22 protein-coding genes are annotated in these 20,940 nt (G+C 39.0%); 3 read left to right on the top strand and 19 right to left on the bottom strand.

The window, feature by feature from the left end; genetic code table 11:
• Positions 1 to 21: 21 nt before the first annotated feature.
• On the bottom strand, positions 22 to 1,644 hold the full coding sequence (locus MUO14_RS19145) for a BCCT family transporter (protein ID WP_244755685.1): 1,623 nt from the start codon (positions 1,642 to 1,644) through the stop codon (positions 22 to 24).
• A gap of 374 nt (positions 1,645 to 2,018) precedes the next feature.
• Between MUO14_RS19145 and MUO14_RS19140 the strand changes: the two genes are divergently transcribed.
• Positions 2,019 to 2,291, top strand: a complete 273-nt coding sequence (locus MUO14_RS19140; protein WP_244752150.1) for a hypothetical protein — start codon at positions 2,019 to 2,021, stop codon at positions 2,289 to 2,291.
• A 7-nt stretch (positions 2,292 to 2,298) separates the two neighbouring features.
• On the opposite strand, the gene MUO14_RS19135 is transcribed toward MUO14_RS19140, so the two are convergent.
• From MUO14_RS19135 to MUO14_RS19090, 10 genes are all read right to left on the bottom strand, one after another.
• Entirely contained in the window at positions 2,299 to 2,553 is a 255-nt protein-coding gene (locus tag MUO14_RS19135) for a hypothetical protein (RefSeq protein ID WP_244752149.1), read from the bottom strand.
• A gap of 116 nt (positions 2,554 to 2,669) precedes the next feature.
• Positions 2,670 to 3,092: a hypothetical protein gene (locus MUO14_RS19130; RefSeq protein ID WP_244752148.1), complete on the bottom strand. Its 423-nt coding sequence runs from the start codon at positions 3,090 to 3,092 to the stop codon at positions 2,670 to 2,672.
• A gap of 217 nt (positions 3,093 to 3,309) precedes the next feature.
• On the bottom strand, positions 3,310 to 3,639 hold the full coding sequence (locus MUO14_RS19125) for a GNAT family N-acetyltransferase (protein ID WP_244752147.1): 330 nt from the start codon (positions 3,637 to 3,639) through the stop codon (positions 3,310 to 3,312).
• 79 nt (positions 3,640 to 3,718) lie between these two features.
• Positions 3,719 to 5,290 carry an acyl-CoA synthetase MbcS gene (gene mbcS, locus MUO14_RS19120; RefSeq protein WP_244752146.1) on the bottom strand — a complete coding sequence of 524 codons (1,572 nt, stop codon included), beginning with the start codon at positions 5,288 to 5,290 and terminating at the stop codon, positions 3,719 to 3,721.
• Positions 5,291 to 5,438: 148 nt separating this feature from the next.
• Positions 5,439 to 6,287, bottom strand: coding sequence for a YitT family protein (locus MUO14_RS19115; protein WP_244752145.1), 849 nt, complete (start codon positions 6,285 to 6,287; stop codon positions 5,439 to 5,441).
• 357 nt (positions 6,288 to 6,644) lie between these two features.
• A complete protein-coding gene (locus MUO14_RS19110) occupies positions 6,645 to 8,534 on the bottom strand; it encodes a PAS domain-containing sensor histidine kinase (RefSeq protein ID WP_244752144.1) in 1,890 nt (629 codons plus the stop codon).
• A gap of 171 nt (positions 8,535 to 8,705) precedes the next feature.
• A complete protein-coding gene (locus MUO14_RS19105) occupies positions 8,706 to 9,575 on the bottom strand; it encodes a DNA-3-methyladenine glycosylase family protein (protein ID WP_244752143.1) in 870 nt (289 codons plus the stop codon).
• Positions 9,576 to 9,782: 207 nt separating this feature from the next.
• Positions 9,783 to 10,565 (bottom strand): delta-lactam-biosynthetic de-N-acetylase, encoded by a 783-nt coding sequence (pdaA, locus tag MUO14_RS19100; RefSeq protein WP_244752142.1) that lies wholly within the window; start codon positions 10,563 to 10,565, stop codon positions 9,783 to 9,785.
• An 81-nt stretch (positions 10,566 to 10,646) separates the two neighbouring features.
• On the bottom strand, positions 10,647 to 11,960 hold the full coding sequence (locus MUO14_RS19095) for a Na+/H+ antiporter family protein (RefSeq protein ID WP_244752141.1): 1,314 nt from the start codon (positions 11,958 to 11,960) through the stop codon (positions 10,647 to 10,649).
• Positions 11,961 to 12,143: 183 nt separating this feature from the next.
• Positions 12,144 to 12,290 carry an SE1561 family protein gene (locus MUO14_RS19090; RefSeq protein ID WP_244752140.1) on the bottom strand — a complete coding sequence of 49 codons (147 nt, stop codon included), beginning with the start codon at positions 12,288 to 12,290 and terminating at the stop codon, positions 12,144 to 12,146.
• Between the two features lie 174 nt (positions 12,291 to 12,464).
• Here MUO14_RS19090 and MUO14_RS19085 point away from each other — a divergent pair, with 174 nt between their 5' ends.
• Positions 12,465 to 13,301: a mechanosensitive ion channel family protein gene (locus MUO14_RS19085; protein WP_244755683.1), complete on the top strand. Its 837-nt coding sequence runs from the start codon at positions 12,465 to 12,467 to the stop codon at positions 13,299 to 13,301.
• A gap of 6 nt (positions 13,302 to 13,307) precedes the next feature.
• Here MUO14_RS19085 and MUO14_RS19080 read toward each other — a convergent pair whose 3' ends face one another.
• The 3 genes from MUO14_RS19080 to MUO14_RS19075 form a co-directional block, all read right to left on the bottom strand.
• Positions 13,308 to 14,105, bottom strand: coding sequence for a YfkD famly protein (locus tag MUO14_RS19080; RefSeq protein ID WP_244752139.1), 798 nt, complete (start codon positions 14,103 to 14,105; stop codon positions 13,308 to 13,310).
• A 129-nt stretch (positions 14,106 to 14,234) separates the two neighbouring features.
• The gene (locus MUO14_RS24415) at positions 14,235 to 14,363 is read right to left on the bottom strand and encodes a hypothetical protein (protein WP_255822133.1); all 129 of its coding nucleotides are present in this window, start codon (positions 14,361 to 14,363) and stop codon (positions 14,235 to 14,237) included.
• A gap of 111 nt (positions 14,364 to 14,474) precedes the next feature.
• Positions 14,475 to 14,867, bottom strand: coding sequence for an OsmC family protein (locus MUO14_RS19075; protein WP_244752138.1), 393 nt, complete (start codon positions 14,865 to 14,867; stop codon positions 14,475 to 14,477).
• A gap of 154 nt (positions 14,868 to 15,021) precedes the next feature.
• Here MUO14_RS19075 and MUO14_RS19070 point away from each other — a divergent pair, with 154 nt between their 5' ends.
• Complete coding sequence (locus MUO14_RS19070) at positions 15,022 to 16,191, top strand: MFS transporter (protein ID WP_244752137.1); 1,170 nt, start codon at positions 15,022 to 15,024, stop codon at positions 16,189 to 16,191.
• 196 nt (positions 16,192 to 16,387) lie between these two features.
• On the opposite strand, the gene MUO14_RS19065 is transcribed toward MUO14_RS19070, so the two are convergent.
• The 5 genes from MUO14_RS19065 to MUO14_RS19045 form a co-directional block, all read right to left on the bottom strand.
• Positions 16,388 to 17,341: a calcium/sodium antiporter gene (locus tag MUO14_RS19065; protein ID WP_244752136.1), complete on the bottom strand. Its 954-nt coding sequence runs from the start codon at positions 17,339 to 17,341 to the stop codon at positions 16,388 to 16,390.
• Between the two features lie 73 nt (positions 17,342 to 17,414).
• Positions 17,415 to 18,422, bottom strand: coding sequence for a metal ABC transporter solute-binding protein, Zn/Mn family (locus MUO14_RS19060; RefSeq protein ID WP_244752135.1), 1,008 nt, complete (start codon positions 18,420 to 18,422; stop codon positions 17,415 to 17,417).
• Positions 18,423 to 18,743: 321 nt separating this feature from the next.
• Positions 18,744 to 19,154 carry a Fur family transcriptional regulator gene (locus MUO14_RS19055; protein ID WP_244752134.1) on the bottom strand — a complete coding sequence of 137 codons (411 nt, stop codon included), beginning with the start codon at positions 19,152 to 19,154 and terminating at the stop codon, positions 18,744 to 18,746.
• A complete protein-coding gene (locus tag MUO14_RS19050; RefSeq protein ID WP_244752133.1) occupies positions 19,151 to 20,008 on the bottom strand; it encodes a metal ABC transporter permease in 858 nt (285 codons plus the stop codon). Before MUO14_RS19050 ends, MUO14_RS19055 begins: the two co-directional genes overlap by 4 nt.
• The gene (locus MUO14_RS19045) at positions 20,005 to 20,784 is read right to left on the bottom strand and encodes a metal ABC transporter ATP-binding protein (RefSeq protein WP_244752132.1); all 780 of its coding nucleotides are present in this window, start codon (positions 20,782 to 20,784) and stop codon (positions 20,005 to 20,007) included. The genes MUO14_RS19050 and MUO14_RS19045 overlap by 4 nt, the downstream gene beginning before the upstream one ends.
• Positions 20,785 to 20,940 lie beyond the last annotated feature (156 nt).

Here is a 20,940-nt window from a genome sequence, read left to right as displayed (position 1 = left end):
GTCAGTAAGTCTGGTTGAATACTACTTGTCATCCCGATCCTTCTCTTGCATAACTTCAAGAGCAGACCGCTTTTTATTCTTTCTCTTCCATCGCTTAATATGGATAGTCGGGGGTTCATAATCATCAGATGCTCGAATGTCTGTGTTGGACGCTTTAATAAATGACCAGGCTAGCAGAAACATAATGAAGATCAGCGGAAACCCTCCAACAATACTAGCGGTTTGCAACGTGTCTAATCCGCCTAAGAACATGAGAACCATCGGCATGATACTTAAGGCAAAAGCCCAAAACAGACGGTTCCATCGAAGCGGTTCCCCTTCGACAGTCTTCTGTACAACAGATGCTAAAATATAAGAAGAGGAGTCGAATGTTGTTGCTAAAAAGATGATCGCGAGGATCGTGAATACAAGCACCATAAACTTCGCTAGTGGAAGCTGGTTAATGATCTCGATAATTGTAGCGGGTGCTCCATTCGTATCCATAAAACTAACGACGTCAAATTGACCTGTCAGCTGCATGTACAAACCAAAGTTACCCATAATTCCGAAGAAAAGAATACAACCAATGGTACCGTAAATCATTGTTCCTAAAATCATTTGCCGGATGGTTCGTCCTCTGGAAATACGGGCTACAAACAAACCAACAAACGGTGCATATACAAGCCACCATGCCCAGTAAAAAATTGTCCATGATTCTGGAAATTGTGTTTCTTCAAATTGTGCCAAGTTTCCAAAAGGCTCCATCCAAGTTGCCATTTTAAAAAAGTTGTCCAATAAAATCCCTAGGGAATTAAAGGTCGTTTCCATAATAAAGCGGGTAGGTCCAAGAATAAAAATAAAGGCAAGGAGGAATAAGGCCAGCCATATATTTATATCACTCAATACCTTTATCCCGCGCCTTAGTCCTGAATAAGAACTAATGGCAAAGATAACTGCGCACAAAACCATAACCCCAGCTTGAAGTCCTAAAGTTACATCTAATCCTGTTAAATCATTAATCCCGTGAGCAATCATTGGTGCTCCGAGAGCCAAGGTGGTTCCTGCACCGCCCAACAACCCGAACATAAAGAGAATATCAATTAAATTACCAATTGGACCGTCCACAGTTTTCCCTAAAACCGGACGGACCGCTTCACTTACTTTAAGTACAGGTTTTTTTCTAACATAATAGAAATAGGCAATAGGCAATGCTGGCAAGATATAGATCGCCCACGCTACAGGACCCCAGTGGAAGATCCCATATGCGGTAGCCCATTGAATGGCTTCTTTTGACTCGGGTGTTATGCCAAAGGGAGGCCCTTGATAGTAATAAGCCCATTCGATGACGGCCCAATACAAAATACTTGATCCAATTCCGGCTGCAAACAGCATAGCCGCCCAGGAAAATGTGCCAAATTCAGGCTTTTCCCCCTCATCACCTAATTTAATACGCCCATTTTTACTAAAAGCTACAAATAATAGAAAAACAAAAATAACAAGACCCATGATCATATATAAGGCACCAAAGTTACCTGTCATGAACGCATTTGCTTGACTAACAATTTCCTTTCCGGCCTCAGGAAATAGTACAAGGGGTACCGTAACAGCTAAGAGTAATACAAGCGCCCCGATAAACGTAGGCCAATCAATCATTTTCTTATTCAACATACATCTTCCTTCCATTTTGACAATACTCTGAAGGTTTTGTCGTTATTTTGGAGGCAAACAATTTGAAGAGATCTTGAGAAGGGCACGCTTAACAATGCAAAAATCAGAGTAACAAATAGCATACCATTGGTCAAATGAGTTCAGTAATATTAGTTATACCCTATCGGCCAAAAGATTAACATCCTTTTCGACAATGTGTACTTTTATTTGACAACCTCTGGCTATTCGTTAATGATTAGAAAAAGTTCACATTTCACAATACAAAAAGCGTAACCCATATAAAGTTACGCTTTAGCCTGAATGCTTTCTTAGTCTAACACCGACAGTGACTTATTATTCTGATATTCTCCGATAAATAGGTGGTTTTCTTAATGCTGAATAAATTAAAAAATTGGGATGAATTTATTGCCCCGCTCTATATACCTTCTTATACTGCTATACCAATCGCTTGCTGGTTGCTGTTTAAATCATCTGCGTGGAAGGACGTCGAGATAGTCTTGCTCATTATAATCACCCTATTCCTTGTATTTGCTGGGGCAGTCGAATCCAGTAGTGATGAGAACAAACATCAATTTTTTGGCTACCTTTATTTAAGTTCTAGCGTGATCTTTGCTTCAGCCGGCATATATATTTGGCTACTGTAAAGCAAACTCAAATAAAGAAAAGCCAAGGGAGTATCACAGGTATCATAATAATCATCGTTACGATAAGCCAGTTATTTCTATTCTCGCTCGTCAATTGTTTCCGATAAGACATCCCCCAGGCTAACAGTAGGAGAAATGTCATCAGGACGCTTCGAACGTGGAAATCCCCATCCTTATTGTTTGTAAATATATACACTCCGCCTTCAATAATAATAATTAAACCCACAATTAAATTAAAAGTATGGGTAAACATTTTACTCATCATATTCACCTCACTGAAAAGAATCATCATGATGGCTTAACATGATCAAGTATAGCAGATTCTAAAATGATTCGGGAACAATAAAACAGCCAGACTCACGTTTAAGGGTGTCTGGCCTAGTACTTTTGGAAAAGTTCTTTTAATGAACTAGTCATCTCAAAGGATGGACTCCCATGCTTTAAGACTTCCCAATGATTGGTGTGAAACAATATTTTAAGCAATGTAGTATCTTTCGTTGATAAAGTGAGCCCTCCAATAACCGTTGATCGACCATTGGGTTCTTCTACAATGTCACTGCTTTTTAAAGCGGTTAAGAACTGGCGAACCTCTGATTCCTTCTTTATCGTGAAAGTTTCATTCTTCTCTCCATAGTTATACAACTTAATTTTCAAGGGCCGTTCATAGTCACTCCAATCATGAGATGTCACCTTATCCTGCTCAAAGAATAGTGGATTAAAAAAGTATGTATTGTTCACATATATAATAGAAAATACAGTTAAAGCGATTCCTATAATAACATATAACTTTTTCCTTCTCATTATTCACCTCAATCTTCCTCACCTATTACTAAAAAATTTCAAGGAGTATAGGCCTTTATAATTATATGTACTATATATACGATCCACCCATCCTATTCGTTTCATATAACAGAGACTATTTTACAAAAAGTTGAAAACCATCCATCTCGTATAAATGAGATCTAAAAAAGGACCTGAGAATACTCCTCTCAGATCCTTCCTTGTTTAAGATATTCTCTTATAAAATCCTGTGGCCTTTCCTTGGAATCCCCAGTGACGATAGATTTGATGGGCGTTGTTTCTCATCCCGGTCCCCACTGTTTAATACAATGGACTTTGCTCCTTGCCGACTTGCCCATTGCTCTGTACGCTCTATCAATAAATTGCCAATTCCCTTCCCCTGAAACGATTCCCTAACACTAAAGGCTATGACACGAACATGCGGGTCATTTGTATGATACGCAACATTAAAAATAAAGCCAATCATCCCCAGGAGCCTCCCCCTTTCTTCATAGACAAAAGTATGATAACTAGAATCATTCAAAATAGACGTCAAACGGCTCTTCATCTCTTCTTCAGAGGTTGGATAGCCTAGCGCCCCATAAGCTCAGCTAGTTCCTTTGCGTCCTGTAATACCGCAGCACGAATCACTGGGGTTGTTCCTGCTTTCTAAGCTCAATTCTTCTGATTTTGCCAGATGTCGTTTTAGGAAGTTCAGCAATAAACTCGACTTTTCTCGGATACTTATATGGAGCTGTTAATTGTTTGACGTGGTCCTGAAGCTCTATAATAAGTGAATCTGTCCCCAGATAACCGTCTTGTAAAACAATAAACGCCTTCACGATATTACCGCGTACTTCATCGGGGCTAGCAACAACAGCACATTCCTGAACAGCGGTGTGCTTAACAAGGGCATCTTCCACCTCAAATGGACCAATGGTATATCCAGAGCTAATAATAATATCATCACTTCGGCCCTCAAACCAAAAGTATCCATCCTCATCTTTCCTTGCCTGGTCACCCGTGATATAATAGTTTCCTCTTTGTGCTATTTTTGTACGTTCTGCATCTTTATAATATTCTTTAAATAAAGCAGGAGTATCTAAATGAACGGCTATATCTCCAACTTGATCTGTCTCCACTGGTTCACCCATCTCATCAATAATATCCACGAGGTTCCCTGGAGTAGGACGCCCCATTGAACCGGGCCGGACTTCCATATCCTTCATAATACCGACGAGCAGTGTATTTTCAGTTTGGCCATAACCATCTCGAACGATGACATTAAAGTGGTTCTGAAACGTCTCAATCACTTCTCTATTTAAAGGTTCCCCGGCGGAAACGGCACTATGCAAATGCTTAAGACTGTATTCATTCAGATTATTCACTTTTGCCATTAACCGGTATTCTGTCGGCGTACAGCATAAAACGTTGACCTCGTGTTGATCAAGCATGCTTAAATATGTTTTAGGGTCAAATTTACCTTGGTACACCAGTCCTCTCGCCCCTGTTCCTAAAACAGAAAGAAACGGACTCCATATCCACTTCTGCCATCCGGGACCAGCTGTCGCCCATACTGTATCACCATCTTGAATGGCTAGCCATTCAGATGCAGCGGTCTTCAAATGAGCAAATCCCCAGCCATGTGTATGAACGACACCTTTTGGATTACCGGTTGTTCCAGAAGTGTAGGAGAGAAAAGCCATATCATCACGATGTGTATCTGCCATTTCAAGGGAATCGGGCTGACCTTCCATCAAATCGTCCAAGCTCAACCAGCCTGCTTTTGAACCACCATTTGTAAATGTCTTCACATTATCCATTTCTCTTACTCCATCAAACTGGTCTGTAAAGGGCTGATGGCTGACTACAGCACTCACCTCTCCATGGGATAAGCGATAAGCCAAGTCCTTAGCCCTCAGCATTTCAGAACTTGGAATCACAACAACTCCAATCTTCAAGGCTGCTACATAAACTTGATAGGCTGAAATCAGCCGTGGGATCATAACAAGAACCTTATCTCCCTTTTTTAAACCTGCCTCAAGGAAAGCGTTTCCAATTTTATTTGCATTCTTTATCAATGTTTGGTATGTAATCTCTTCGCGATCACCTGATTCGTTAAGCCATAGCAGAGCTTTACGGTCAGCTTCAAGTGCAAACCTTTCCATTTCAGAAACGATGTTATATTGCTCTGGTGCGATTAAATGCTCTTGATTCATTGCCATTCCTCCTCAAAAGATGAGCGATTATTCAATTATTAGCAAGTCAAGTATATCAAATTTTCAAAAAAATTAAAACAATAATGAGTCTACTACCAATACAAAAAGCCGCTTAAAGGTAGAACCCCCAGCGGCTTACTTTTATCTATTATGCTAAACGTTTAAAGTTTTGACCCAAAATTTCATTCATGGAGTGAACTGTTATAAATGCCCTTTCATCTATATTTGTCATATACTTCTTCAATCTCGCAAAATCTTTCCGATTCATGATGGTAGTTATAACCTCTTTATCTTCTTGATTAAAAGCGCCTCTAGCATAATGAATCGTAGCACCACGGCCTAAACTGTGAACAATAAAGTTACGGACTTGTTCACTTTCCTTGCTGATAATGACAATTTCCTTGTTATTATCAAACTGCTGCAGAGCATAGTCGATCACCAGTCCATTCAAAATAACACCAAAGAATGCGTACATTCCAACAGTAGGCCCGAAAATAAAGATGGAAGAAACGGCGATCGCTATATCAGAAAATAGTACACCCTTACCTACATCAATAGAAAAATACTTGTTTAGAATCATAGCAAAAATATCAGTTCCACCTGTGGATGCCCCTTGATGGAAGACGATAGCCATCCCAGAAGCTGCTATAATTTGACCAATGATTAGCTGAATCAGCAAATCGTCACTAAGCGGCTGCTGCATCGGAAAGAAAGCCTCGAGTCCCCACACCATAAAGGATAATACAAAACTTGCATAAATGGTTTTTGTGCCAAATTGAAACCCTAAAAAGATAAAGCCAATAATAAATAATACAATATTTAACAGAATCATGATTAATCCAAGAGATAGGTCCGGAAATACTTTATTTAAAACAATGGATAAACCACTGACTCCCCCTGTAGCTAAGTCGTTTGGGGAAAGGAAAAAGTGAACATTTATTGCTACTCCTAATGACCCAAGGTTCATGAGCAAAAAGGAAAGTATTTTCTTCTTCATCCAAAAGCCCTCCCTTACTAACGATGTCCAATTTCGACGAATTTTTTAGTACAACGGGGATTATAGAGGGCTTTGAGAAGTTTGTAAACAGCTTTGATTCAAAAAACTATAGTTTTTTCATGTAAGCGTTTGTTAACTCACTTTTCTCATAATTGCAACTGATTTTAACTGTTAAAAACATCGGTGAGTAATGAATAAGCACTATTCGACAGTAATGTATATTTCCCGGGAAATGTGTAATAATTTCTGGATATTTCATGGGAGGTGTCAAATCTGTCGGATCATCAATAGGAGAGGGAGATTTTCTATGTACGTATGCTAAAAGATCCGTTACGAATATCGTAACGGATCTTTACTTTAGAGTTCATATGGCAGGCAAACTGTGACACAGGTTCCTTTGCCAAGTTCACTCTTATATGCAATAGTTCCATTTAAATCGGTTACCATTTTCTTTGTCACCATTACACCGAGGCCTGTTCCTTTTTCTTTCGTCGTAAAAAACGGCTCACCAAGCTTTGCTAGTTGTTGATCACTTAGCCCCTGACCGTCATCCTTAACAGATAAGACAAGGTCATCACCTCTATTATAAGCAGCAACTCGTATATCCCCCTCTTCCTCAGTTGCATCAATGGCATTACTTGCTAAATTCAATAATATCTGCTTCAACCTTTTAGGCTCTGACTGAAAGGACTTTTCCACAATATCACATGTGAAGGATAAATCGACATTTTTGCCTGTTGCCTCTGGATCCAGTAATCTTAGGACATAGGACACGACTTCTTCAATGTCAATCTTTTCTAACTGAATCGAGGATTTCGGTTTAGACAGCATCATGAAATCCTGGACTATTGATTCAATTCGATTCACCTCATCCAATATGATCTCATAATAATTATCACGTAAATCTGGATTAACAGCACCTATCTGCAAAAACCCTTTAATTGCCGTAAGTGGGTTCTTAATTTCGTGAGCCACACCAGCAGCCATTTGAGTGATCGTAGATAATTGCTGTGATTTCTCCTTTAGTTGAACCATTTCCTTATATTTTGTTATATCTTGATGGGTTCCAATGATATACTCGGTTCCTTCACTTATAATAGGAAAGCCCTTTGTTCGAATCCACTTTTCTTCCCCTGACGTGGTTGTTACTCGATAATCCACCTGATGCTTTTGTTGTTTCATTACTGAAAAAGCGTTAAGAACCCTGTTGTAATCGTTCATATGAACAATATTCTCTAAAGAGGACCAACTAGCAAGTATTTCTCTTCTTCTCATACCGAACATATCATTAAAAGCCGGACTAACATAATGAATTTTTTGAAATTCAGAATCACATATCCAGAACACATCATTAATATTATTGGCTAACATAGAAAACCGCTTCTCAGATGCTTGCAATGCTGATAGTTGCTGCTTATACAATGTAATATCTTGTCCGATTATTGTAAGTCCTTGCGTGGTAGGCAGAATAGTCATTTTTACTGTAAGATCATATTTGTTAAGTTCACCTTCCAATTCTACCGATTCCTGAGTATCCATTGCTCTTAAGCAATGCCGGAAAAAGTCAGAATATTCATCTACCGAAACAACATCCCACAATTTCCTATTCAAGTTAGTTTGATAGGAAAGGCCGGTTAATTTCTCCATTTTATCATTCGCATAGATTAGTTCCCAACTGTTATTCACCATGGCTAACCCATGTGGAAAGTGATCAGCCACTTGAGAAAACAACTCTTTTTCGGGCGAAATTTGGCTTGCAGACAACTGATCGGTAAGAATTGCTGTTTGACGAAAAGCAGCGTTTGATGGATGTTCTATCATGTTGGCGGGTCCATCAGTATCTTTTTGTAATAGCTCTTCATTCCCTTGTAATAAGGAAGAGTCAACTTTATGTGCTTTAGGAAAGATTAGCGTTTTTTGATCGTTTTTTAAATCGAAGATCTTGCAAAGAAAGATACGATATTCATTTGCAACTCTCATATCAACTGAAAAATCCAACTCTTTCGTTTGAGAAGACTGGTAAATCATTTGATGGATGTCCGGACGATTTGAACTGCGGAACAAAGAAAACCATTCACACAAAGAAAAGTGAGTTTGGTCAAGCTGCAACGCTTTACGCATTTCATCATTTAATGCAACAGTCTGGTAATGGACATTAATCAGACATGCCGGAGTACCACTTGCTTCTAGAATGTCCAACATTTCTCCGCAATGAACATGGTCAGAATACCTCTCTCTAGTTACCAATATTAAGACCTCTTTCCTTTACCATCCATATTTTCCAACATGGGTTTAATTATAACGCATTAGTGTAAAATTTTGAATATCATCATTCAATTTCCATGTGAAAAAATAAGGACGAGTAACTTTTTAACATCATACGAGTTGTTGCGCTAAAATATGACCTCAAATGATATTTCATCCTTCTATACTTCGCCAAAGAGTTAGGGAGGCATAGCTTCTAAAAGGTTCCCAGCCGATGCTTTTTTCATTCATTTGTTCATAATCAGGCTTTTTATCAAGATCAAAATAGCGTTTTAATGCATTCTGAATGCCTATATCAGCCCTTGGAAATAAATCCTCTCTTCCAACCCCGAACATCAACCAATTTTCTGTCGTCCATGGACCGACGCCTCGAATTTTTATAAGTTTTTTCATCACCTCTTCGTTCGACCGTTCTGCAAGGTCCTCTAAATCTAATGTTCCATTGGTAATTAAACGTGACGTATCTATAACATATTCTGCTTTTCTTTGACTAAACTGCAGTTCTCTCAATTGTTTATAATCTAGGTCAGCGACGATTTCTGGCTGTGGATAAAACCATACACCATCCTTTTGAAATCCGAATTGCTCAACAAACCTTTTCGTTAACGTATAAGCAAACTTCATATTTAACTGCTGGTGGATAATCACCTTCATTAAACAATCATATAAGTGAAAATCCTTCACAATGGGCGTTCCAGGATGTTCATCAAATAAGCCTTTTAAATTTGTATTTAAAAAATGCTTATGTATCTGCTCTAAATCACGATCCCATTGAAATAAGCTATAAATGTGTTTCATTATACCCTCTTTGTTCTTTTCACTATCGTTTCGGATTTCAAACACAGGATTTTCGATCGTGCCACGACCAATCACCCGGACTACATGCGGCTGACCTGCTAATTTAACAGGTACATCTACCCATCTTTCCTTTATATTCAAAGATGTTAACGGATCCATAGACCATCTCGCTAATGTATAATCAAAATCATATATACTAACTGCTTCAACTTCTATTTTCCACATATTGATCCTCCTTACAAGATTGAAAACAATGGGTTTAAAGGCAAAACGCTTTGACTAGCTCCTGAGTATGTATGATTACGAAAAACCGGATATCCTGTAAAGACCTTCTATAACTCAATTCGACTTTAGTCACGTATTATCCTTTTCGAACCAGTGAATTGAAAAAAATGACCTGACTAGTAACTCGTCAGGTCATTTTAACAGAAACTATAAACCAATAATGGGGAATGGCAAAAGTTTTTTCATCATTAAGTCATTTAAGCTTCCAAAATGATATCCTCTTTTTCGCAACTGTATAATTAATTCGTTTAATGCGTCGGCGTTATCTTTTGAAACCGTGTGTAATAATACAACTGCTCCTGGATGGATTTGACCAAGGATACTTTGATAGGCATATTCCCACCCTTTTTGCTTGTTTGTTTCCCAATCTACAAAAGCAACCGACCAAAAGGCATGAATATAGCCAAGCTCTCTCGCCCATTTCAATGTTTGTTCATTAAACTTACCTTTTGGCGGACGAACATATGTCATCGTGTCTTGCTTTGTCAATTCTGAAACGGTTTCCTCCACCTTAGAAAGCTCCTTCTTCATTTCTTGTTTAGATAACTGGGTAAAATCGGGATGGTTCCACGAGTGATTCCCAATTATATGGCCTTCGTTAGCCATTCTTTGCACTAATTCAGGCGCACTATTGATATAGTGACCTGTTACGAAAAATGTAGCAGGAACTTGTTGTTCCTTTAAAACATCAAGCACTTTCGCTGTATGCCCTTGTTCATACCCGTTATCGAAGGTTAAATAGATCATTTTTTCGTCTGAATGGTCAACGTAAAAACCATCATACTTCTCAATCAATGGACCATAGCTTCCTACGTCAGGAGCCTTTCCATCCTTACTCTTTTTGTAGCCCCACCCTTCGGCAAAAACTGTGGTTATAGGCACCATAAGTAATGTAAAAGCTATAAACAAGGTAAATAGTCGTCGTTGCATAACGATCACTCACTTTTTTTCTTAGTATGCGATAGTTATAAGCAATTATAGATAAAAAATGGTTGGAAATCATGCCCAAAATTAAAGCACCAATGAGGCAATCCATCCAAAAATAAATAGCGGGATATTATAATGAAGAAAGGTTGGGACACACGTATCCCATATATGATTATGCTTACCGTCTGCATTTAACCCAGACGTTGGGCCAAGTGTACTGTCTGAAGCAGGGGAACCTGCATCACCAAGGGCACCCGCTGTTCCTATCAAGGCGGCTATTGCCATGGTCGAGAAACCTGCGCTAACGCAAATAGGTACAAACAATGCGGCAAGAATCGGTACGGTGGCAAAAGAGGAACCAATTCCAATTGTCACGACCAGACCAACAAGTAATAATACAAAGGCAATTAACGCTTTACTATCTCCTAAATAGGTCGAACTTGCATCAACCAGTGCAGAAACTGATTCGGTTTGCGTTAATACATTCGCATAGCCAGCTGCTACGAGCATAACAAAAGCAATGGTTCCCATCATTGCTATTCCATCGCTGACGACACGATCACCTTTTCTAAAGGGAACGACTTTAAAGATGAACATCAAGGCTAATCCAGCTAACGCTGCTAAGACAAGGTCTTTCCAGTAGGCTTGAATAAATAACGTTAGGATAATAGCAGCAAGGGTCAACCCATGTTTCGTGTCAAAACGTTGCGCTGTGAACTTTTGCAATAGCTGATCGCTTTTCTCTTCATGTTCGTCTATTGGCAGTGGTTTTTTCTTTTTACGATACGTAATAAACACGGCAAATAACAAACCAGCCACCATCCCTAAACCAGGAATTAACAAAGATTTCGCGATTGTATTAATGGTGATGGTAACACCATTTGATGCCATTGCTTGTTGAATCGTTTGGTGAAAAATATAACCAAAGCCAATCGGGATCATAATATACGGAGCTTTAAGTCCAAATGTAAGGGCCGTAGCAACCGCTCGCCGATCAATCTGCATTCGATCAAACATATGAAGTAAAGGTGGTATTAAAATAGGAATGAAAGCAATATGAACCGGGATCACATTTTGTGACAAACTTGCTATTCCCGCGATAACTAATACTGTAAAGATACGCATATCCTTAAGAACGCGCAGTAAATAGCCAACAAGCATACTGGTGATTCCGGAGTAGTTAATCGCTATGGCAAATGCGCCAAGCAAAATATAGCTTAAAGCCACCCCCGCTTGTCCTCCCATACCGTTAACAAGTATTTCTAAAGAACTGGTTAACGATTCACCATTCATTAATCCAGCTATAAGACCCGCTGCAAGAATGGCTATAACTACATTGACTCGAACTAAACTTAAGATGGTTAGAGCGAGTACTGATACAATAACAGCTGATGCCATCATGGTCGCTCCTCTCTACGCTGTTTTCTTTCTCTCTTTTTTACGTTAACGATTTATCATAATAAAGCAAGATAAACAAAAAATCAACCCTCATCTTGTGATGAGAGCAGTGGCTTTCGGGACTAATGATCATGGGACACATATGTATCTACTGATGTACATCGCCAGAAAAACTTCAATTAATTAAATTTTTTGTTCAAGTTCTTCCAGCATTTTAATAAGCTGATCAATATCCTCTACAGATGTTTCTTTTGGATCCATCTCATCCACACGATCCATAAAGGCAGATAAACGCCCTTTAAGATCGCTCAATTTCTCTTGCTGTGACATTATTAATAAACTCCTTCTATGTTTGGTTTAGCATTGCCTTGCCTATCATAGTACAAAGCGTACGATGTGTCTATCAATGATCTATCAGCTAAACATGCTATAATACTTTTTAGAAAAGTAAGCGTTTAGTCGAACAGGAGGCATTTTCAAGTGAAACTATTCGGAACTAATATTATGGAACTTATAGTAAATAGTACAACAATTCGCATTATTATTAGTGCCATCACCCTATTTATTGGTGTCATTATTGTTCGAAAAATCATTCGCTCGTTCTTTTCCCGCACTTCCTTTTTCGAGGAACGGAAAGAAAAGACGCTCGAAGCTATGATTAACTCAATTATTAGTTATGTCGCCCTGATTGGTTTTATAATCGTTGTATTATCAGAATTCGGGATAGATATAGGAAGGATTCTCGCCGGTGCTGGGATTATTGGAATTATAATTGGCTTCGGTGCTCAAAGCTTGATAAAAGATTTCTTTGCAGGACTTTTCCTTTTATATGAAGAACAACTGCATAAAGGCGACTATATTACACTAAACAACACACATCACGGTACCGTTGAAGACATCGGGCTCCGTTTTATCAAAATTAGAGAATGGAGCGGGAAGCTGTTAACGATAAGCAATGGACAAATTCATACGATAGAAAATTATAACTTCGAGTATATGCGCGTCATCGAGAATGTTACGACAAATTTTCGCGAAGATCCGCGAACAGTGTTTAATGTGTTAGAGGAAGCCTGTGAACGTTTAAATGAAGAACTGGCCATATACCTAAAAAGAGATCTCACAAGAAAAACGATCGAACCCTTTCAGGTGTATGGGATGTCTTCATTAAACGAGAACTATCATGGTTATCAATATACTGTAACGGGCGTTGTTGAAGACCTTGTTTACTGGACGGCATCAAAAGAAACGCGCCGTATCATAGCCGAAACAATGTACGATCATAACATTGCTATGGCAGAACAGCGCGTTCAAGTTCAGTCCTACTCATCTAAAGAGGAGTAGGACTCTTCATTTTAGTTCAAAGGAGAATCCGACGTGGTCTTGAATTGGGATCCATGCCCCAATTCCTTGTCTTGTGACATTTTTTATTTCCAAACTCTTCTTAGAGCCTTTAAGCTTTATATAAACGTCCCCAAAGGCCACTTCGCCTTTTTCATTAATAGCGGGAGCATAGGCATGGAGAAGCCCTGTTTTATTTACTGGTACAGAATAAGTATTCTTCTGCTTTGTACCAGCTCCAATTACTGTATGAAAAGACAGCGGAAGCTTCGTGTTCTTCTGTGCTTCCAATAAAATGAGCTTCATCATTTGCTCACTATGGCTGATTTTTGACGTCAATCCGCCTTTAATATGCTTTTCTTCCTTTTGCTTGTAGTTCATTTTCTCAGGCTGGTTGGCACCATGATTGTCTAGTTCATTCACATTGATCTCTTGGTACTCCCAATTAATATTAGTCTCTTTTGACTCATAAGTTAAAGGCCATCTTCCTAAGAAAATCTCTGCTCGGTAACCTAACGCAAAAGGAGAAGGCTTAAGCGTTGTTTCGTTTAAAATTTCGATCAGCTGTGGGTTTGTTATGCGCACTTCTGATTCTTCCATCAACTCATCTGTTAATTCTTCAGCCTCTAATACCTCTTGATCATCTGTTGAATTAGGATACGTGTTATCCTTCGAAATATTTAGTACATGATTCGGTATCGTAGAGTTCTTACCGTTTTCCTTATCTTTAGCTAGTGTATCTTGGGATGTGGGAACTAGTGAGATAAAACCAATAAGAACGATAAGTCCCAGCCACTTGAATTTCATCCTGCGTGGACCACCTTTCATTTTCCTATAGCTTGTGAAAATTGGTCCTGAACTATTCGACATTATGAAATCATTTTTTCCATTATCCACTTCGATTTTGGAGCAAAAAAATTGGATCGTTAGTCCGATTCATCCAAGAATAATGACTGTACCAAGACGAATAGGGCCGCCTAACCCAAGGGCTTTAATCAATTCAAATACCTCTGTCATTGTCTTTGCGGCTGTCAACGAAAAACCAAATCTTTTCTGTAATGCCACCAAAAAGCCATCAATGGGATTTAGTGAATACTTTGGTTTGGTGACTTTTTGAACAACCTCTATAAAACAAAAAGAGCTCCATCCTGTTCGGTCAGGATAGGCTCCTTTATTTCACCTACTGAGTTGAATACACTCAAGCGTTTCTTCGATTTCTATACTGTCTTTAACGGATTGAACCATAGAACAATTATTACTGGATATATCTAGGTTTTTCAGCAGCTTATCTTGATTTAAATGGTAACCCTTGACAACAAAGTGCAATTTAATCTTTACAATGCGATTTGCTTCTTCCGCTTTTCGTTCCACATCTGTTCGTACAATAATATCTTCGTAGTTGATCCTCTGCTTATCAAGGATTTTCCTGTAAACACTTAAACTGCAGCCGGCGATTGATGCTGTCATTAATTGATATGGACGAAAACCGTACTCTTCATCTCCAGATATGTCTAACTGCCCGTAATCAAAAGACGTACGAATTCCTTCTCCTTTAATATAAAATTCCATTGTACCTATCCCCTTTTTCAATTTTTGTTTCTCTTACTTATATAATAACCGTTTTCGCTAAGTAAATAACATAACAAATAGAATATCCTTGCCTGCGGGGTTCGATTTCGTTTACTATAATATGGATGCTTAAACTGATAAGGAGGGTGGAAGTGTGGTTTCGACAAAAACGAGGTTTTGGATTCTAATTGGGCTCGTAACGATTTCCGGGTTTTCTCAAGGGATGCTGCTTCCATTGTTGGCCGTTATCCTTGAACAAAATGGAGTACCATCTTCTATAAATGGACTTCATGCTACAGGACTATACATAGGAATTTTACTATCATCGCCATTTATGGAGAGGCCGCTCCAAAAAATGGGTTATAAGCCAATCATTTTAATTGGCGGAGCTCTCGTTTTTGTTTCACTTGCGTTGTTTCCTTTTTGGCAAGCTTTATGGTTTTGGTTTGCTTTACGTATGCTTATCGGCATTGGCGACCAAATTCTTCACTTTGGAACCCAAACATGGATTACAGCAACTGCTGCTAATGAATCCCGCGGAAGAAGCATCGCATACTATGGTTTATTTTTTAGTCTAGGTTTCACGTTGGGCCCTTTAATGACGAACTTACTCTCTGTCAGTATATATGTACCTTTCCTTCTGGCTTCATTATTAAGCTTAGTTGTCTGGAGCACCATGTGGTTAGTACGTAATGAAATGCCTGAAAACGACGGTGCCGCTGTGTACAGTACGAGTTCTATAAGACGATTCAGACAAGCATTGAAGTTAGGTTGGGTTGCCTTTCTCCCCCCGCTTGCCTACGGTTTCCTTGAAGCTACACTTCACGGGATTTTCCCTGTATATGGGATGAGAATTGGACACGATGTGAATGTACTGTCATTTATTATTCCATCCTTTGCCGCAGCAAGTTTATTTTCACAAATACCGCTCGGAGCACTAAGTGATAGAATTGGCAGAAAAAAAGTCATTCTTTCTGTCGTTGCAGGGGGCATGCTCGTCTTTTTATTTGCGGCTTTTTTCGAAAGCTCTACTGCCTGGTTATTTGCGACCTTTGCCCTGGGAGGATTATGTGTAGGTTCGCTATTTTCATTGGGAATCTCGTTCATGACTGACCTGCTTCCACGAGAGTTGCTTCCAGCTGGGAATATCATGTGCGGCATGTCGTTCAGTCTGGGAAGTATAGCCGGCCCATTCTTATCTGGGATTTTTATAGATCTCTTCCCTAACCTCTCATTTTTCTATATTATTGTAGCCTTGCTCGTGGTAGTGTTTATTTCAACCTTGTTGAAGCAGGAACCTCAAGTACAGGGTGCGAATATATAACTTTTTTAGTATAGAAGAACAAGAGATCAAGCCTCCATGTAATCTTAGTCAACTTCCTAAAAGAGGCTGGGACAATACTCTTTTAAAATAAATAAACCGCATGAAATCTGATTTTAAAATCTTGATTTCATGCGGTTTTTTATTCTCATGATTTGAACGATAACCGGTTATTTTTCACTTATGTCCCAGCCCCTAGTTAATTTCGCAAAATAATATAAACTAGATAAACGATATATCCAACCGCTAAAACCAACCCTTCTGTTTTGCCGATTCTATAGCTGGTTTTTGAGAAGATTAATAATAATACAGTCAATAAAATCATGATCATTACATCAGCAAACACTGCCCCATTAACAGCTAAAGGTGAAATTACTGCCGAAGTACCAAGTACAAATAATATGTTAAAAATATTACTGCCTACCACATTCCCAAGTGCAATTTCGCTTTCTTTTTTAAGTGCGGCAGAAATGGAGGTAACAAGCTCAGGAAGAGATGTCCCTATCGCAACAATCGTTAAACCGACCAACGTTTCACTCATTCCAAGTGAGTAGGCAATTTGTGTACCATTATCCACAACCAGTTGACCACCAAGAACAATCGCAGCTAAACCTATCAAAGAGTAAGCTATGTTTTTCCCCCACGTTATATGTTCGGGAATGGGTTCCCGAGCTGAATCTTTCCGGCTTCTCAGTCCAACCTCGATCACATAATACATAAAGATCGTTAAAAACAACAAAAAGATCAAGCCATCACTACGAGTTAACAGGTTACCCCCTAATCCCTGCAATGCCACATCTCCCATTAGGATCAATAATACAACACTTGCCAACAAAGTGAATGGGACTTCTTTTTTAACCGTTTCACCTTCTACCTTTAAAGGATATAAGAAAGCTGCAACCCCTACGACAAGAGTAATATTAAAGATATTGCTTCCAACTGCATTCCCCAATGAAACATCAGCGCTTCCTTGGAGAGCAGCAATGATACTTACTGTTGCCTCAGGGGAGCTTGTTCCAAAAGAGACAATCGTTAAACCAATTAGAATCGTAGGAACATGAAGCAGCCTGGCAATATTAGCGGACCCGTCAACAAATAGATCGGCTCCTTTGATTAATAAAGCAAAACCAACAACCAGTAAAAAATAAGCCATCGATGTTTTCTTCCCTTTCTACTTTAGTCCATACTCTTTATTCCCTACGACTCTTGAAATAAACCGCAAGCCTTTAATTAGATAAGGATTTAATAAGCACATCTAAATTCTGCTTCATCAAACTAAAATAATCTTCATCATTTGAAATATCCTCGTCTGTTAATACAGAAAGATTGTGAATTCTTAATGGCTCAGCACCAATTTCATTTTGTACGACTTCAGAAACTTTTGGTGTGACATTTTGTTCAAATAACACATAATTCAACTGAAGCTCCTCAGCAGTTTGGATAATCTTTTCAAGTTCTTTCTGTGAAGGTTCACTTGTAGGACTTAAACCTGAAACAGCAACTTGTTCTATTCCATACGCCTCTTCCCAATATCCATAAGCAGCATGCGAAACTATAATTTTATTCTTAGGAGTGTTTTCCAGTTGATTATGAAATTGTTGGTCAAGTGTAACTAGCTTATCTTCAAGTTGGTTGAAATTCTCGTTGAACAGATCTTCTGATTCTGGCTGTAATTCGACAAGCATGTCCTTTATGTTCTCAGCCATTTCAATAGAACGAATCGGATCAAGCCATATATGCGGATCCTGGCCTTCATGGTCATGCTCTTCTTCATGTAAATGAGTCTCTTCCCCAGAATCCTTCTCTTGTTTATGGGAATGATTTTCTTTGCCTTCTTTATGAGAGTTTTCCTCCCTCTCATGAGCATGGACATGTTCTTTAAGATTTACTCCCATTGAGGCCTCTAAAACACGCACACCTTCAGGCTTAACAGACTCCGCTATTGTTTCAGCATAAGACTCAAGTCCTGCACCACTGTAAATAAACGCGTCTGCTTCAGCTATTTTTATCATTTCCTTTGTTGTTGGCTCATAGGTATGGGGGTCAGTACCTGGTGGTAAAATCGAGGTCACTTGTGCTGCATCCCCCGCAATTTGTTTCGTAAAGTACTGTAATGGATAAACAGTCGTATTGATTTTCAGCTGCTCGCCTGCTGAATCTTCTTTAGAAGTTCCATTTCCACACCCAGCCAAAACGAATATAAGTATAAAGACAAGTCCTATATATTTCCTCATTGTATATTCTTTCCCTCCTCATCCCTTTCCAAAATGGATTATATCGTAATGATTACCATTTGTAAATAGTAATCATTACTCTTAATTACATGAAGCGAAAGCGTAGGGGCGCCTTGATCAGCCGCCACATAGGATGTTCGGCTAAGTTCGGAACTTCCTTGCGCCAACACCGAACCACCGGGGTCACGTACGATTGATATGACCTCGAGCATCCAAGCGTTGGAGATGGATGCGGCCCACGTAACGCGAACTTATCCACGATGCAACAATTCTTAGACCCCACAAGAAAAGCCCGCAACTCAGTGGTCGCAGACTTTTTTCTTAGTTGCATTGCGGGCATTTTCCATAAATCTCAAATTTATGATTTTCTATATCATAACCGTTAAGATGTTCATTAATGGTCTCCATCGGGCAGAACTCAATCGATTTCGTCTTGCCGCAATCAGTACAAATAAAGTGGTGGTGATGACCATGAGTATCACAACCTAAACGAAAGTGTTTCTCCCCACTGAGCTCTGTAGCCTCAAGGATTTCCTCATCAGTTAATAAATAAAGATTACGATAAATCGTATCATAGCTCACACTTGGGAAGTCTTCTTGAATTTCTTTTAAAATTGTTTTGGCAGCGATATATTGATCCTGATTTACAAAGATTTCAACAATACGCTCCCTTTGACGTGTTCGTTTATATCCTTTTTCCTTTAGACGTTGTAAAGCTGTTTCAACGTTCATATCGTTTCACCCTTTGTATAGAGTTGATTTCTAACCTTTTTATAAAGGATCGACATCATTAATATGATAATCGCAGTCAACACAATCGTCCCTCCTGGTGGTACACTTAAATGATAAGAAGAGTACAATCCAAGAATAACCGATAGTTCCCCAAAAGCGATCGATAAGCCAATGGTTTGTTTAAAACTTGTTGCAATTCTTAGGGCAGCAGCTACTGGCAATGTCATTAATGCAGACACAAGTAAAATTCCTACGACCTGCATGGCTGATGCGATGACGAGCGCTACCATAACAATAAATAAAAGATGAATCCACTTGCCATTCACTCCCGAAATAGAGGCATGTTCTTCATCAAAAGAAAGTACAAACAATTCCTTATAAAAAAGTATAACAATTGTTAGAACGACAATGGTAATAATTAAAACAGTCCACATGTTTGTACGGCTCACAGCAGTCACACTACCAAATAAATAACTAAATAAGTCCGTATTGAAGCCGTCCGCTAACGAAATTAATAGTACACCTAAACCAATTCCACCAGATAAAATAATTGGAATCGCTAATTCTTCATAGTGCTTATACACTTTGCGCAGCTTCTCAATTAAAATGGCGCCACCGACCGAAAACACCATCCCCATATAAACAGGATTAAGATCATGAATAGTCGATACTTTTTTCTCGAGTAGAAGACTGGCTGCAATTCCTGTTAATGTAATGTGGGAGAGAGCGTCAGCAATAAGCGAGAGACGTCGAACCACGATAAAGACACCTAATAATGGCGCTACAATTCCGATGAGTATCCCCGTAATTGCAGCATTTTGTAGAAATTCATATTGTAAAAAACTTTCAATCATAACTGGTTCTCCTCGTGTTGATGGTTATGTTTGAGCTGCTGCACAGAATGTCCATATAAACGGTTCAAATCCTCATCATCAAATTCCTTGTATTCCTCAGATGCTCCGTGGAAGTGTATCGTTTTGTTCATGCACACAACGTGTGTAGCGTGTTCGGTTATCGTGCCAATATCATGTGTCACCATCAATAGGGAAATGCCTTGCTCTCTGTTTAACTTAGCTAACAAGTCGTAAAAGTCTGTAACATGCTTTGCATCAACCCCTACTGTAGGCTCGTCTAAAATCAGCAACGAAGGATCACTGACAAGTGCTCTGGCAATAAATACACGCTGCTGTTGACCGCCTGACAGTTCACCAATGCTTGCATAGGCATACTCTTCCATCTCAACCACCCGCAACGCTTCAATTGCCTTTTCCTTATGTTTACGATTAAAGAAGCGGAAAACACCGATTCTAGAAACAAGTCCAGTCTTTACTACTTCTAAAACCGTGGCAGGAAACCCCAAATTAAAGCTATTTGCCTTCTGAGAAACAAACCCTACTTCCTGCCATTTATCAAAATGACGCAACTTGCGCCCAAATAGCCGAATATCACCTTCATCCGGTCTAACTAAGCCAAGCATTAATTTAATTAATGTAGATTTTCCTGATCCATTTGGGCCGACAAGTCCCAGGAATTGCCCTTTATCAATAGATAAATCAATGTCCCGTACAACCCATTCTTTATCATATTTAAAGGAGACATGGTCTACCTCTACAATTTTTTCTGCACCCATATACAAACCCTCTCGTAAATAAGAATGATTACGAATTACATTATAATATGTATGTACATTGAAGTAAACGAATAATTCATAACCATTACGATTAAGCAATGTTTTACTAAAATTCAATCATTTAATCAAGAATCTTGACCACAAAAAATCGCCGAA

The sequence above is a fragment of the Halobacillus shinanisalinarum genome (assembly GCF_022919835.1).
GTDB classification, from domain to species: Bacteria; Bacillota; Bacilli; order Bacillales; family Halobacillaceae; genus Halobacillus_A; species Halobacillus_A shinanisalinarum.
This window is presented reverse-complemented; position numbering and strand designations above follow the sequence as displayed.